The following is a 13,035-nucleotide window of genomic DNA, read 5'->3' as shown; positions in this document are numbered from 1 at the left end:
CTACGCCCTGTGCGCCACGCGCTCGCCAAGTAATCCCGCCGGACGGAACACCAGCACCAGAATCAGCACCATGAAGGCGAACACATCCTGATAGTTACTGCCGAACACGCCGTTGGTCAGTTCACCCAGGTAGCCCGCGCCGAGGGATTCGATAATCCCCAGCAGAATGCCGCCGATCATTGCGCCGCGGATATTGCCGATACCGCCGAGAACCGCCGCGGTAAAGGCTTTGATGCCCGGCAGGAAGCCCATCGAGAAGCTGGCGTTGCCGTAGTTGCTGGCCATCATCACGCCTGCCAGCGCGGCAAACACGCCGCCGATGGCGAAAGTCAGGGTAATAATCGCGTTGGGGTTAACGCCCATCAGGGTGGCGACGCGCGGGTTTTCCGCCACGGCGCGCATTCCGCGACCCAGGCGGGTGTATTCCACCAGCAGCCACAGGCCGACCATCACCACCAGCGCCAGTACCACGGTGACGATGCCGGTCACGGTGATAATCGCGGGCGGGTGCGCCTCGCTGCCAGCGGTGACGGTAATCGGGTCCATCGGCAGGATTTGCGGGAACATCAGCGGGTTGCGGCTCCAGATAATCATCGCCACGGTTTGCAGCAGCACCGAAACGCCGATCCCGGAAATCAGCGGTGCCAGACGCGGCGCGTTGCGCAGGCGGCGATAGGCGAAGCGCTCCACTGCCATCGCCAGCAGGGCGCAGACCGCCATGGCAATGACCAGCGCGAAACCGAGCTGGAGCAGCTGCGGCATCGCGGGAAAATGGCTGTTAAGTACGTTAAGCGCCGACAGCGTGGTTAACGCGCCGACCATCAAAATATCGCCATGTGCAAAGTTAATAATGCGCAAAATGCCATACACCATGGTATAGCCGAGCGCGATCAGCGCGTAGATGCTGCCCAGCATCACGCCATTGATCAGTTGTTGTATGAGTGTGTCCAACGTGGTTACCCGACAAATTGCTCTTTCAGCGGGTAACATCTAATAAGTGAATTAAATTGTAAAATACGCATATATTATTTCTTATGTTTTTTCGAACTTGTTTTATGTGAATGATTTACAAGACAATGCGCAACACACGACATGGGCGAATTACCCTAAAGAAATCAATATATGAATAAAACAGAACAGTCTCTGCTGCCTGATTATGCCGACAGCCGGCTCGCTAACGATCCGCCGCTGCGGGCAGTGCGCGCGTTTGAAGCCATCGCCCGGCTGGGCAGCGTTACCCTGGCGGCGCAGGAGCTGGCGATTTCGCCTTCCGCCGTGAGCCACCAGTTGAAAGTGCTGGAGGGCTATCTGCAAATGCCGCTTACCGAACGTCAGGGGCGCAGGCTGATCCTCAGCCAGCAGGGGCGCGAATATTACCGTTCGATCCGCGCGGCGTTTAACGTGCTGCGCCAGGCCACGGAGCATCTGGTGGATCAGGCGTTAACCCGCCAGGTGACGATTAGCCTGATCCCGCTGTTCGGCATGGGCTGGTTTATTCCACGCCTTCCGGCATTTATGCGCGCCAATCCGCAAACCGAAATTAACGTGGTCTACGCCAACCATCGCAACTACCTGAGCGACGCGTCGGATATGTCGATCCGCTTTGGCAACGGTCAGTGGGCGGGCTACCAGAGTGAAAAACTGATCTCCGGGCGGATGGTGCCGGTATGCAGCCGCGATTTTTTGCGCCTGCACGGCCATATCGATACGCCGGACCAGCTGCTGCAAATGCCGCTGCTGCATGATGAAGAGCGCACCACCTGGGGCCAGTGGTTTGTGCAGCAGGGCGTTAAGCGCCCTCCCCGCTCTGCCGGACCGCTGTTTGAAGATGGTTTGCTGACGCTGGCAGGCGTGCAGGCGGGGCTGGGCTGTGCGCTGATGCGCGAGCCGTTGATCGCCCAGTATCTGAAAAGCGGCGAGCTGGTGAAGATATTTGAGCACGCGATTGATGATGGCCGGGATTATTACCTGTGCGTGCGTAAAGACAGCGATATGACGCCGGATGGCGTGCTGTTGCAGAACTGGTTAAGGAGTGAGGCGGTACAGTAAAGGTGACGAGAAATTTAGTAGCGCATCCCACTGACCTCACGGCAAAGGGATGCGGCGATGAAACTTAACTCTTCAGCAACTGCTGGTCATTTTTTGCCGATACAGACGAAGGTTTACGATTACTGGCGTAGATAAAGCACAGCGCGATCCCGAGGCAAATCACCGCGCCCAAGCGGGTGAAGGAGAACGCAATGGCGTCGTTGCCCAGCCAGCCGAAATGATCGATCAGCATACTCATGGCGAGCTGTCCGAAGATCACGGCCACCGTCGCGACGGCGGTACCAATACGCTGCACGGCAATCACCATGATGACGATATAAGGTACGCCACATAAGGCACCAAGCAGTTGCCATTTTGGCACATCCAGTAGCGTAACCGTTTGTTTCGGCTCGAAGAAGAAGATAAGTAAGGCGGTAATCAGCGCACCCACGGAAAACGTCAGAAATGCGCTGCGAAAAACGCCAACTTTACTGCCCAATTGGCCATTGATAGCGGCCTGGATGCTCAGCATGGCTCCGCCTGCCACCGTCAGCATAATGATGATAAATGTCATAGTGTTAACCTACCCTTTCGCCACTAATGAAAGTGCGATAATGATAAAAATCAGTGCGATGATGCGCTTCGCATCTATCTTTCTGCGCGCCGTGCCCAGCAGTCCAAAGTGATCGATGATCAGACTCTTAAACACCTGGCCCGCCAGGATACCAATCATGGTCATGGCAATGCCGATAACCGGTGCGGCAACGGTCAGGATGATGACGTAAATCGGCCCGAGAACGCCGCCCAATAATTGCCACGCAGGCTGGGCGAAAAAAGAGGGGCTGTTGCGCGGGCTGAAAAACAGCATCAGGAGAAAGGTTAGCGCCGCACCAACGCTGAAGATGCTGAACGTCGCCCATAAATCGCCGACCTCTTTACCCAATGGCCCCAGTAAACCCGCCTCCACCGACAGCCCCATGCCGCCCGCAATCACGCATAAAATCAGTAAAAAATGCATCGCCATTCGCCTTTTGGAATCAAGACGCAGAAGCTTATAGCGGCAAGCTACCGTTAAAAACCGTATAATCAACCAAACACTTTTGCAGGATATGCATTAATGAACGATCCCGGCTCCATTACTCTCCGCGCGCTGAAAATGTTTATCGACGTCTACGAGACGCAGAATTTTTCTGTTATTGCCCGGCGTGAAGGCATCTCGGCGTCACAAGTGTCGAGGGTGATTCAGCAGTTGGAAGATGCGCTGGGCCAGCAGCTTTTCTATCGTAATACCCGGGCGATTATTCCCACCGAGAGCGCGCATCTGTTCATTGAGCATGCCCGGATGATGACCGGACAAATTGAAGAAGCGCGAATTGAACTGCTGGAGCGGACGCTGGAGCCGTCCGGGCTGGTACGCATCAATGCGCCGGTGTTTTTCGGTCAGCGGCATATTGCGCCCTGGCTGGCGGGCCTGTCTGAACGCTTTCCGCGCCTGCTGATCGACCTGACGCAAACGGATGATTATATCGATCCGCATCGCGATGCGGCTGACCTGCTATTCCGTATCGGGCCGTTAACGGATTCCTCTTTCCAGGCGCGTGTTTTTGGCGTGCAGCGTTATCACCTCGCCGCGTCACCCGCTTATCTGGCGCGCTACGGCACACCGCACTCCCCCGCCGACATTCATCAGCATCAGTGCCTGGTGTATCGGGGTTCTTCCGGCCCGAATCGCTGGTTGCTCAAATCGCCAGGCGGCGAGTGGGTGCATTACGCAATCGCGCCGTTACTCACCTCGAATAACGCCGAAACGCTACTGATAGCCGCGCTTAATGGCATGGGCATCGTCCTGTTTCCGGACTGGCTGATTAACGATCGGTTGAAAACAGGCGAACTGGTCAGGCTGCTGCCGGAGAGTGAAGCGTCAATCCGAACTGAGCCATTGTATATTGCGGCAATTTATCCCCACACGCGGCATCAACCGCTCAACGTCAGGGTGGTGATCGATTACTTTGTTGAGGTATTTGGCGAGCCGCTTTACTGGCAGAATTAATGCGTCTGAAAGTACAGGCTGGCGTTAAGTTGCCAAAATGTTAATTAGATCACGATTTAGTTTGTTACACTGCGCAACTTTCTCGCTGAAAACCAAGCCAGGTAACAATAATGATCGATGCGCAACCGGCACCGCCTTTTACTACTGAGATAGCTCGTCCCAACTGGTCGGCGGTATTTGCCGTCGCGTTTTGCGTGGCCTGTCTGATTACCGTTGAATTTCTGCCGGTGAGTCTGTTGACGCCGATGGCGCAGGATCTCGGGGTCTCGGAAGGCGTGGCCGGACAGTCCGTCACGGTCACCGCGTTTGTCGCGATGTTCGCCAGCCTGTTTATCACCCAGATCATCGGGAAAACCGATCGCCGCCGGGTAGTCATCGCTTTTTCCGTGCTGCTGACGCTCTCCTGCCTGCTGGTCTCGTTTGCCGATAATTTCACGCTGATGCTGGTGGGCCGCGCCTGTCTGGGGCTGGCGCTCGGCGGTTTCTGGGCGATGTCGGCCTCGCTGACTATGCGGCTGGTGCCCAGCCGCAGCATCCCCAAAGCGCTGTCGGTGATTTTTGGCGCGGTGTCGATCGCGCTGGTGATCGCCGCGCCGCTGGGCAGTTTCCTCGGCGGAATTATCGGCTGGCGGCACGTGTTTAACGCGGCGGCGCTGATGGGATTTGCCTGTATTATCTGGGTCTGGAAGGCGTTGCCAGCAATGCCGGGTCAGACCGAGCATCACCAGAATATGTTTGGCCTGCTGAAGCGTCCGGGCGTGCTGGCGGGCATGCTGGCGATTTTTATGGCCTTCGCCGGGCAGTTCTCCTTCTTTACCTATATCCGCCCCATCTATATGAACCTGGCGGGGTTCGACGTTGACGGCCTGACGCTGGTACTGCTGAGCTTCGGTATCGCCAGCTTTGTCGGCACCTCGTTCTCCTCCCACATTCTGAAACGTTCCGTGAAGCTGGCGCTGGCCTGCGCGCCGCTGATCCTGGCATTAAGCGCTGCGGTATTGATGATGTGGGGCGAGAATCAGATGGTCGCCGCTGCGATTGCCATTATCTGGGGACTGTCGTTTGCGCTGGTGCCGGTGGGCTGGTCGACCTGGATCACCCGCTCGCTGGCCGATCAGGCAGAAAAAGCCGGATCTATCCAGGTGGCGGTGATCCAGTTAGCCAATACCTGCGGCGCAGCGGTAGGCGGCTATGCGCTGGATAATCTCGGGCTGCTTTCCCCGCTGGCGCTCTCCGGCACCCTGATGCTGTTAACCGCGCTGCTGGTGGCGAGCAAGGTTAAAGTGAAGTAATTGATGACCGCGACAGCGCATAGTGGTACAGCCGGTCGCGGGCGAGGTTTTTCATTTTCACTTCGCACATGATGTCGAAACCGTCAAATGACAGCGCCCAGTCGTTCAGCGTGGGGTTAAAGTAAAAATCCGAGTGCGCCCTGAGCCTGGTTTTCGCCATGCCCAGGGCGTTTTGATCCGGGAACCCCTGCTCCGGGATCATCCCCTCCTGCGAGATGGAGTAATGCATCACCGGCGTCACGCCGCGCCAGGACTCAATGACCTGCGCGATACGTGGGTCGTCCGGCTGAAGAAATTCATTCTCTTTCACCCAGTGATGGTGGATATCCACCACAACCGGGCATAGCGCTTTCGCCTGCAGCACATCATCCAGTGAGCAGGAGATTTCATCGTTTTCCACCGTCAGCATGCGCCGCGCCTGCGGGCTAAGCTTGCCAAACGCGCGTTTAAATCCTGCAAAACCCGCTTTGCCGTTCATATGAATATTGATTTTGAAATCCTGAAACGCCTGGCCATAGCCCATCAGCATGGCGCACAGCGCGTGATACTCAACGTCCTCCAGCGCCCTTTCCACCACCAGCAGATTGTCTGACGCCAGCACCGAATACTGCCCTGGATGAAACGACAGCCGGATAGCATTAGCCCTGGCGAACGCCCCGCATTTTGTGAACAGCGGAGCCAGCGTCGGCAAAAATTCGTTATACAGTGCCGTAGCCTCGGGCACGGTGTACAGCGGCAGCAAATCGCTGCCGATACGCATCATTCGCAGCGCGGGCGGCTGCTGGGCCAACTGCTGGAAAATCAGATACAGATTGGTGAGATTTGTGGTGGCTAACGCATGAAGCAGCGTGGCTCTCTCGTCATGGCTCAGGCTTAAAAACCGGGTGCGGGTGGTGGATTTGCAGGGAAACGGTTGTTTGAAGTCAGCGTCCAGATATTTACAAGCAAAGCCTAATTTCATGCGTCCTCCGGGAGATGGCCTCGGGTGAGTGTAGCAGCTTGTCGGCTTCACGCGCGGTACGGGTATCTGAGAGGGGCAATACCGCCAGGACCTCGCCTGTGGCGTGGCGAATTATGTCCCCCGAACGATGGCAAAATGCTCCATCGCGCCCTGAACCGCCTCGCCAATCTGCTTCAGCGCATTGCGGTTGCGCTCGTTCGGCGGCAGCGCGCAGTTAATGCGCAGGCAGTTGCGATATTTCCCCGACGCCGAAAACAGCGAGCCGGGCGCAATCTGGATGTTCTGGAGCCGAAGCTGTTTGCTGACCGACACCATATCCACATCCTCTGGCAGCTCAAGCCACAGCAAAAAGCCGCCCTGCGGGCGCGTCATGCAGATCCCGCAGGGGAAGTATTGCCGCACCAGGCAGGTATACGTTTCCATATTTTGCTGATAAATCTGACGCATACGCCGCACGTGCCGGTGATAGTGCCCGTCGCGGATAAAGCTGGCGACCGCCATCTGGGTTGCCGGTACGCCAAAACTGCTGGCGGCGTATTTCATATGCACCACCCTGTCGTAGTAACGGCCCGGCGCAATCCAGCCTACCCGCATGCCCGGCGCGACGCTTTTGGTAATGGAACTGCACAGCAATACGCGCCCGTCCACGTCATACGATTTGATGGTTGAAGGACGCGGGTAAGCCGCCGCCAGCTCGCCGTAAATATCATCTTCAAAAATCACGATATCGTGACGTTGCGCCAGCGACAGGATCTGCCGCTTACGGCTATCGGGCATGATAAAACCCAGCGGATTATTGCAGTTTGGCACCAGGATCACGCCCTTGATCGGCCACTGCTCCAGCGCCATTTCCAGCGCCTCGATGCTGATGCCGGTTTGCGAATCGGTGGGGATCTCAATAGCTTTGATATCGAACCCGCGCAGCATCTGCATGGTGCCATGATAAGACGGCGATTCGACGGCCACGATATCGCCGGCCTTGCACACCGACAGCAGCGCGATAGCCAGCGCGCCGTGACATCCGCTGGTTACCACAATTTCATCTGGCGAAACCACCGCCCCGCCATCCAGCATCAGACGAGCGATTTGTTCGCGCAGCTCCTGCCGCCCGGTCAGCATGTCATAGCTCATCACCGCTTCCGGCTGATGCTGGGCCACCCGGCTGATTTCACGCCACAGAGGCTTAAGCCCCGGCTGATCCAGATCCGGCGAGCCGCTGCCAAAAGGGACCACGTTTTTATCGCCACGCGTATCAAGCAGCGTCATCACCTCGTCCCACTGGGAAACTTCCACCGGGCGCTGGACCGGGCGCGTCATGGCGGGCACCGGCGGCTGCGCTTTACGTGGCGAGACAAAGTAACCGGAGCGTGGCAGCGGGGTGATCAGCTGAAGGTTTTCCAGCAATCGGTAGGCCTGCTGTATGGTGCTGATGCTCACGCCGTGCTCCTGACTCAGGGTGCGCACCGAAGGTAAACGCTCGCCGCTGCGATACAAGCCTTGTTCAATACGCTCTGCCAGCAGATTAGCCAGATGTTGGTAACGGGTCATGCTGTATCCTTGGGTTGCGTCATACAGATAAATAAACCGGTACAGTTTGCCGCTGAAAACGGCATTCAGATACTGTTTTAACCAATCTGTATGTTAAATAAAAGTTGTTTTTGGCTATGTATTGCCACAGGGAAATTGCCTGATGATAAAGCCTCTGACCAGTGAGGAAAACATCATGGAATTCAATGAAAATCGTGCAAAACGTCCGTTTGTCGTGTTTATCTGGCTGTGGGAAGCGCTAAAAAGCGGGTATCGCATTCACCGGACGCGCCGGATTTTGCAGAGGATGAGTGATGAGCAGTTGAAGGATGTCGGGCTGACGCGTCATGATATTTAACGCGCGTTGAGAGTATTAATACTAAAGAAATCCCCCATCGCGCCGATCATAATCCGTGTGTATTATTTGCGCTGAACTGAACCACAACTAACCTTAACTCAACTACTTAAGCGCCAAAGCGAAACGCATCATGAGCACACCGATCAAGCGGCTGGAAATCATTAAATATGCCATCGAGCTGGAAGATGATGACATCATCCAGAGCCAGCTGGCACGGCTGAAAAGCGAAGCGTTTGACGATGAGCTTCAGGGGATCGTCACCGCGCTGGAAGGCAAAAACTACACCCGCGCGATGGCGGCGATTACCGCCTGGTTGCAAAGCCAGCGCGCGGTTACGCAGTGGCGCGATCCGCAGATGGCGGCCAGTAAGCTGGAGCTGAAAGCGCTGGAGGAACGCCTGCGCGATCTGATCGATCGCCGCAACGCGCGGGTCCAGCAGTTGGATGAATTTAACGATCTCTATTTCTCGCGCCTCGGGCCGCTGATGCAGCAGATCCTCTCCCTGCGTAAAACGCTGGCAGAGCTGAACCTGCGCCGCCAGCAGGCGGAAGCGCGCCGTCGCGAAGAAGATTATCGCCGCTGCCAACAGTATACGGCTCAGGCGGTGGAGGTGCTGGCAACCCTGACGCAACGCTGGCGCGATCTGCCAGCGGATTCCGTTCAGGCTGCCGATGCGCGTAAGCAACTCCAGCAGCAAAGTAACCTGATCGCCAACCTGCTTGCCGAAGCGCTGGAGCTGGAAACGGGGTTAACCCGCGAAGAGGAGCCTGCCCGTCAGGCCCGGGACCAGGCAAATGAAGAGTTCGAGAAATACCGCGAACAGCATCACGATGTCGAGGTTCGGCTGCGTAAAGGCAAGGCGCTATCGGAAGAGGATCGCAACGAGCTAAAACGGCTGTGGCGACAGGCCAGCAAGCTCTGCCACCCGGATCTGGTGGCCGACGATCGCAAAGAAGAAGCCAACGCCATCATGGTCCAGCTCAATCAGGCGAAGCAGCGCGGCGACGTGAAAGCCATTCGCTCGCTGGTCGCCCGCCTGCAACATGGCTTCGAGCCGCTGATGGCGAGCGACAGGCTTAACGATCTGGAACGCATTCGCAAACGAATCGCGCAGGTACGCGAGCAAATCGATACCCTGGTTAACGAGCTGGCAGAACTGGAAAAAGAGGAATCCTGGCTGCTGGTCTCTTCGCTGAGCAATATGGAAGCCTATTTCGCTCAGCAGGAAAAAGCCCTGCACGACGTGCGCGCCTCGCTTGAACATCAGGTTAGCGAAGCGCAAGTGGATGCGGCGGCGTAGCGTTTACAGGTGGTGAGGTTACGCGCCCCCCACCAGGGCGAGGCGTGCTGTGGGTCGAGGTGAGTAAGAGACAGGTAAGCATAGCCATTTTAATTCTGCTCCCTTTTCGCGATATCCGGTTTTATTGTCCATTCACCGGCATCCTTCTAATTTCAGGTTATTCAGCAATGCATCAGCCCGCTCGCTATTGTATTTCATTTACCGGCTCTGCACTGGAGAGTGCTAAAAGTGAATACGTCGGTTTAACCGGATAATAGTAATGTCGACAAGCTAATAAATTAACAAAATTTAGAATAAGGAATATTTATATCACACATCACAACGAATTCAGCATCAATAAGCATGCATTTAGAAATATTGGTTAACCTCGGTTCGCAAACCTTAACTAAAAAACAACATTTGCCGTCTGCAAAAAAATCACTATGCAACTACCAAACTTGACGTTTTTTCATTTGATATATATAAGACATACTAATCAATAGCTTACAAAAATAAGCGCGCAATATTTCAACGTTATTTTAAATTCACATCATGAATGAATCGGGTATAATCGGGGAAAATTCTTATGAGTCGTGAACAAGGGATCATGTCTTCGATACCCGGCTGTGGGTGGTTTGTATACCAATCTATCGCGCAGGTGAAGCCCACAATCTGAATCGAAATCCTATCATAACGCGCTCTGAAAATACCATTTAGTCATTTGGCAAATAACGATGAAAAAAGATAACTATTATTTAACACCGTAATAGTTGCACAACGAAATTAACTTGACGGTTATTAGCCTACTTTTTTGTAGGGATCTCTGCTCGCACTTTATAAAAAATTCAGTTTATTCCCTATAAAAACATCACTTAATCAAAATTGATTTATTACACAGCCTTTTGTTGTTGATTTAATACTTTTTTAAGGAAAAAAATAGTGAATACCTTTAAGCGAACTACTGCCTGTTTACTGGTCTCCGCAACCTTGTTGTTAAGCGGCTGCGCTAATACCGGAAGCTCTCTGCTGTCGGGAACAAAACCCGATCCGCGTTTGACAACCACTGAGCAATCCCGCTTCTTTAGCGCTTCCGGTGCGCAGGGTTGTGGTGTTGGCGCGTTATCAGGCGCTGCTCTCGGCGCTATGATAGGTGCCCTGGCTGGCGATACCAAAAAAGCAGTAGCGGGTGCCGCTATTGGTGGCGCTGCGGGATGTGCGGCGGGTATGACGGCTAACTATTATCTTGATGGTCTGAAAAAAAATTATGCCTCAACATCCGATCGCCTGGATGCAATGAATACAGACATCAGCAATGATACTGCGGCAGTGAACAAATCGACGCTGACGATGAAGCAGGTCATCAGCGAAAACCAGGCCACCTTAACTAAAATGAGCATCCAAAAAGACAAAGCAGGCTTTGATAAAGCGGCTGCTAAAGTCCAGTTATCGCAAATCGATGCCAACATCAGCAAGATGAAAGAAACGATGAAAGGCATGAAGGAAAAAGACTCTGCCTATAAAGTCGCTTTACAAGGTCAAGCCGCCACCACCTCAGCCGATAAAAACAAACTGGAAAGTTTGAACAAAGAGTACGCCAGTCTGAATAGCAAGATCAGCGACCTGGAAAAAGAAACCAACGAATTGTACGAACAACGCCAGGCGATTTCTCTTGGCTAACAACCTTTGGCCGATAAGATTATCGGCCTTTTTAAGATGGCTTTAGCAGGTAAACCATCGTTATTTGACTCTGTTTATGGACAATTCGATGAGAAAATACGTACTTCTCGCATCTATCGTACTGACTGGTTGCGCCACTTCTCCGCAGGACTGTGATTTGCATGCGCAGGATCCAAGTTTTATCACCAAACTGAGCTGCGCAACCTCCGGCGGTTATCGCCAGCAGGTTGATCAAAAAGAACAACAGGTTCGACTCAGCCAGTATCAAAATGAGTCAGCGAAACAACAGCAAGCCTATACCCAAAACCGACAGCAAAACGTCAATCAGCAGGTTGCCGATGAACAGGCAAGGTTAAACGCCGTGCGTTCGGACCTGTCGCAAACCCTTAGCCAACTGAAATCCAGCAAAATCAAAAGCAGTGAACGTCAGCGGGAAATAACGCAGTTGCAGGCGCTGCAACGCCAGTCTCAGCATGCCAGCAGCGCAAGTGAGATTGCGGAAATTGAAAAGAAAGTCGCGCAAGCCAGGCAGAGAATTAAAGTCCTTGAGGAAGCCAATACACTTCGCTAAAGGCGTAAAAAAGCGGCTCTGGTTGCATAGCGATTTTTTGCCCACCGCCCAACGGCTCTGGTATGCGGTTGTATGCATATCACGCAGATAATTCACAACAACAATGATTTCGGTTATGCAACGTTTAACAACTGCTGCGCCTATTGATGAAGCGACTCTGAAAATCTATGAGGAGACGGTTGCTATCATACACCGTCATCTTCCGCCGTCTCTGGCGTTGCTTTACGCCACTGTGCGGCGTAGTACACAAGGTCATCTGGAATGGTGGACTGAACGCCAGGGGCTGGCGAAGCCCTTTTCGGCACTCAGTGATACCGAACAACTCGCCGTACAAAGCAAGCGCCAGCAATATCACGATATTCTGGCTGGTTTGATTGACCAACTGGTCGCGCGCGGCGAAAACCACTCGGCTCAAGCCTTACAAACGCTATTAACGCATTCGCAGGGTCTCCACTGTTATAGCGTGGGGGGCGAACCGGTGCTGATCAACTGGGCCATTGTCAGAAAAACAGCGCCACAGCCTGTAGTCGTTATTCCGTGGTGGCGGCGTTTTCTGCCGTGGCTATTGTTGCTGCTGCTGTTGTTATTGCTGGTGGCCTGTGCATGGTGGTGGTGGTCTAAAAAACCCTCTGCCCCGCTCCCCGCGCCGGTACAACAGGATACGCCCGTCGTCAGGCCTGCCAGCACGCAATTAACCCAGACGAACCCCAGCGTTAATCTGGAGAAACGCAACGATTTCGGTCGCATCAAAATTAACCTGACGTGGCAACAGGGCAATCATAAAGAGCCGGTTGATCTCGATATCGCCGCTTTTATTCGGCTGAAAGATGGCCACATCAGCGGCGCCGAAGCGTTGAGTAATTTCCGCGGAAACTATGACAAAAAACCGTATCTGATGCTGGAAAAAGATTTACGCGAGGGCAATGCGCAGGATGGAGAATGGCTCTTTATCAACGGCAGCCACTGGCAGGAGATTGATGAGGTCCTGATTTATAGCTTCATTTATGGCGGCACCGATAACTGGCGCGGAACGGATGCCACCATCACGATTTATGTTCCCGATCAGCCGCCGATTACATCGACGCTCACTGATAGCAATCAGCTTAATAACGTCGCGGCAATCGCCAGACTCAAAAACGTCAACGGCAACATCACCGTTGAGCGGCTTGACAGCTTCTTTCCCAATCGAAAGGCGCTGGATAAGCACTATGGCTGGGGTTTTGAATGGACGCCTGGCGCGAGCAAAAAGTAGCCTGCACCACAATGGCTTTTGTTAAATCATAGCCTTAAAG

At 54.0% G+C, this 13,035-nt stretch carries 13 protein-coding genes; 8 read left to right on the top strand and 5 right to left on the bottom strand.

The annotated features are described in order from the left end of the window. Window positions 1–951 (bottom strand): branched-chain amino acid ABC transporter permease, encoded by a 951-nt coding sequence (locus tag FND52_RS05660; RefSeq protein ID WP_125295091.1) that lies wholly within the window; start codon window positions 949–951, stop codon window positions 1–3. Window positions 952–1,122: 171 nt separating this feature from the next. On the opposite strand from FND52_RS05660, the gene FND52_RS05655 reads away from it, so the two are divergent. Beyond that, window positions 1,123–2,049 (top strand): LysR substrate-binding domain-containing protein, encoded by a 927-nt coding sequence (locus FND52_RS05655; RefSeq protein ID WP_125295092.1) that lies wholly within the window; start codon window positions 1,123–1,125, stop codon window positions 2,047–2,049. 64 nt (window positions 2,050–2,113) lie between these two features. Here the strand turns inward: FND52_RS05655 and FND52_RS05650 are convergent, their stop codons facing one another. Both FND52_RS05650 and FND52_RS05645 read right to left on the bottom strand, forming a co-directional pair. After that, a complete protein-coding gene (locus FND52_RS05650; RefSeq protein WP_144129967.1) occupies window positions 2,114–2,602 on the bottom strand; it encodes a DMT family transporter in 489 nt (162 codons plus the stop codon). 9 nt (window positions 2,603–2,611) lie between these two features. Then, entirely contained in the window at window positions 2,612–3,046 is a 435-nt protein-coding gene (locus tag FND52_RS05645; RefSeq protein WP_144129965.1) for a DMT family transporter, read from the bottom strand. Between the two features lie 99 nt (window positions 3,047–3,145). Here FND52_RS05645 and FND52_RS05640 point away from each other — a divergent pair, with 99 nt between their 5' ends. Both FND52_RS05640 and nepI read left to right on the top strand, forming a co-directional pair. Then, window positions 3,146–4,078, top strand: a complete 933-nt coding sequence (locus FND52_RS05640) for a LysR family transcriptional regulator (protein ID WP_125295097.1) — start codon at window positions 3,146–3,148, stop codon at window positions 4,076–4,078. A gap of 110 nt (window positions 4,079–4,188) precedes the next feature. Continuing rightward, window positions 4,189–5,370, top strand: a complete 1,182-nt coding sequence (nepI, locus tag FND52_RS05635; protein WP_144129963.1) for a purine ribonucleoside efflux pump NepI — start codon at window positions 4,189–4,191, stop codon at window positions 5,368–5,370. On the opposite strand, the gene FND52_RS05630 is transcribed toward nepI, so the two are convergent. Beyond that, window positions 5,357–6,331: an apurinic/apyrimidinic endonuclease family protein gene (locus FND52_RS05630; protein WP_144129961.1), complete on the bottom strand. Its 975-nt coding sequence runs from the start codon at window positions 6,329–6,331 to the stop codon at window positions 5,357–5,359. The genes nepI and FND52_RS05630 overlap by 14 nt on opposite strands. A gap of 111 nt (window positions 6,332–6,442) precedes the next feature. Next, a complete protein-coding gene (locus FND52_RS05625) occupies window positions 6,443–7,879 on the bottom strand; it encodes an aminotransferase-like domain-containing protein (RefSeq protein ID WP_125295100.1) in 1,437 nt (478 codons plus the stop codon). A 175-nt stretch (window positions 7,880–8,054) separates the two neighbouring features. Between FND52_RS05625 and FND52_RS05620 the strand changes: the two genes are divergently transcribed. The 5 genes from FND52_RS05620 (at window position 8,055) to FND52_RS05600 (ending at window position 12,995) form a co-directional block, all read left to right on the top strand. After that, the gene (locus FND52_RS05620; RefSeq protein ID WP_125295101.1) at window positions 8,055–8,216 is read left to right on the top strand and encodes a DUF1127 domain-containing protein; all 162 of its coding nucleotides are present in this window, start codon (window positions 8,055–8,057) and stop codon (window positions 8,214–8,216) included. Between the two features lie 130 nt (window positions 8,217–8,346). After that, a complete protein-coding gene (locus FND52_RS05615; RefSeq protein ID WP_144129959.1) occupies window positions 8,347–9,516 on the top strand; it encodes a J domain-containing protein in 1,170 nt (389 codons plus the stop codon). A gap of 918 nt (window positions 9,517–10,434) precedes the next feature. Next, on the top strand, window positions 10,435–11,172 hold the full coding sequence (locus FND52_RS05610; RefSeq protein WP_144129957.1) for a coiled-coil domain-containing protein: 738 nt from the start codon (window positions 10,435–10,437) through the stop codon (window positions 11,170–11,172). Window positions 11,173–11,236: 64 nt separating this feature from the next. Further along, window positions 11,237–11,743 (top strand): hypothetical protein, encoded by a 507-nt coding sequence (locus tag FND52_RS05605; protein ID WP_244290553.1) that lies wholly within the window; start codon window positions 11,237–11,239, stop codon window positions 11,741–11,743. A gap of 115 nt (window positions 11,744–11,858) precedes the next feature. Further along, window positions 11,859–12,995 carry a tellurite resistance domain protein gene (locus FND52_RS05600; protein WP_144129955.1) on the top strand — a complete coding sequence of 379 codons (1,137 nt, stop codon included), beginning with the start codon at window positions 11,859–11,861 and terminating at the stop codon, window positions 12,993–12,995. Window positions 12,996–13,035 lie beyond the last annotated feature (40 nt).

The sequence above is a fragment of the Atlantibacter subterraneus genome (assembly GCF_007570865.1).
Classification (GTDB): Bacteria; Pseudomonadota; Gammaproteobacteria; order Enterobacterales; family Enterobacteriaceae; genus Atlantibacter; species Atlantibacter subterraneus.
Note: the sequence above shows the minus strand (reverse complement) of the source record. Positions and strands in the feature narration are given on the sequence as shown.

Bases quoted from the DNA above. Each gene is read 5' to 3' on its own strand.
- FND52_RS05655 (WP_125295092.1), top strand. From the start codon at position 1,123: ATGAATAAAACAGAACAGTCTCTGCTGCCTGATTATGCCGACAGCCGG.
- FND52_RS05650 (WP_144129967.1), bottom strand. From the start codon at position 2,602: ATGACATTTATCATCATTATGCTGACGGTGGCAGGCGGAGCCATGCTG.
- FND52_RS05645 (WP_144129965.1), bottom strand. From the start codon at position 3,046: ATGCATTTTTTACTGATTTTATGCGTGATTGCGGGCGGCATGGGGCTG.
- FND52_RS05640 (WP_125295097.1), top strand. From the start codon at position 3,146: ATGAACGATCCCGGCTCCATTACTCTCCGCGCGCTGAAAATGTTTATC.
- nepI (WP_144129963.1), top strand. From the start codon at position 4,189: ATGATCGATGCGCAACCGGCACCGCCTTTTACTACTGAGATAGCTCGT.
- FND52_RS05630 (WP_144129961.1), bottom strand. From the start codon at position 6,331: ATGAAATTAGGCTTTGCTTGTAAATATCTGGACGCTGACTTCAAACAA.
- FND52_RS05625 (WP_125295100.1), bottom strand. From the start codon at position 7,879: ATGACCCGTTACCAACATCTGGCTAATCTGCTGGCAGAGCGTATTGAA.
- FND52_RS05620 (WP_125295101.1), top strand. From the start codon at position 8,055: ATGGAATTCAATGAAAATCGTGCAAAACGTCCGTTTGTCGTGTTTATC.
- FND52_RS05615 (WP_144129959.1), top strand. From the start codon at position 8,347: ATGAGCACACCGATCAAGCGGCTGGAAATCATTAAATATGCCATCGAG.
- FND52_RS05600 (WP_144129955.1), top strand. From the start codon at position 11,859: ATGCAACGTTTAACAACTGCTGCGCCTATTGATGAAGCGACTCTGAAA.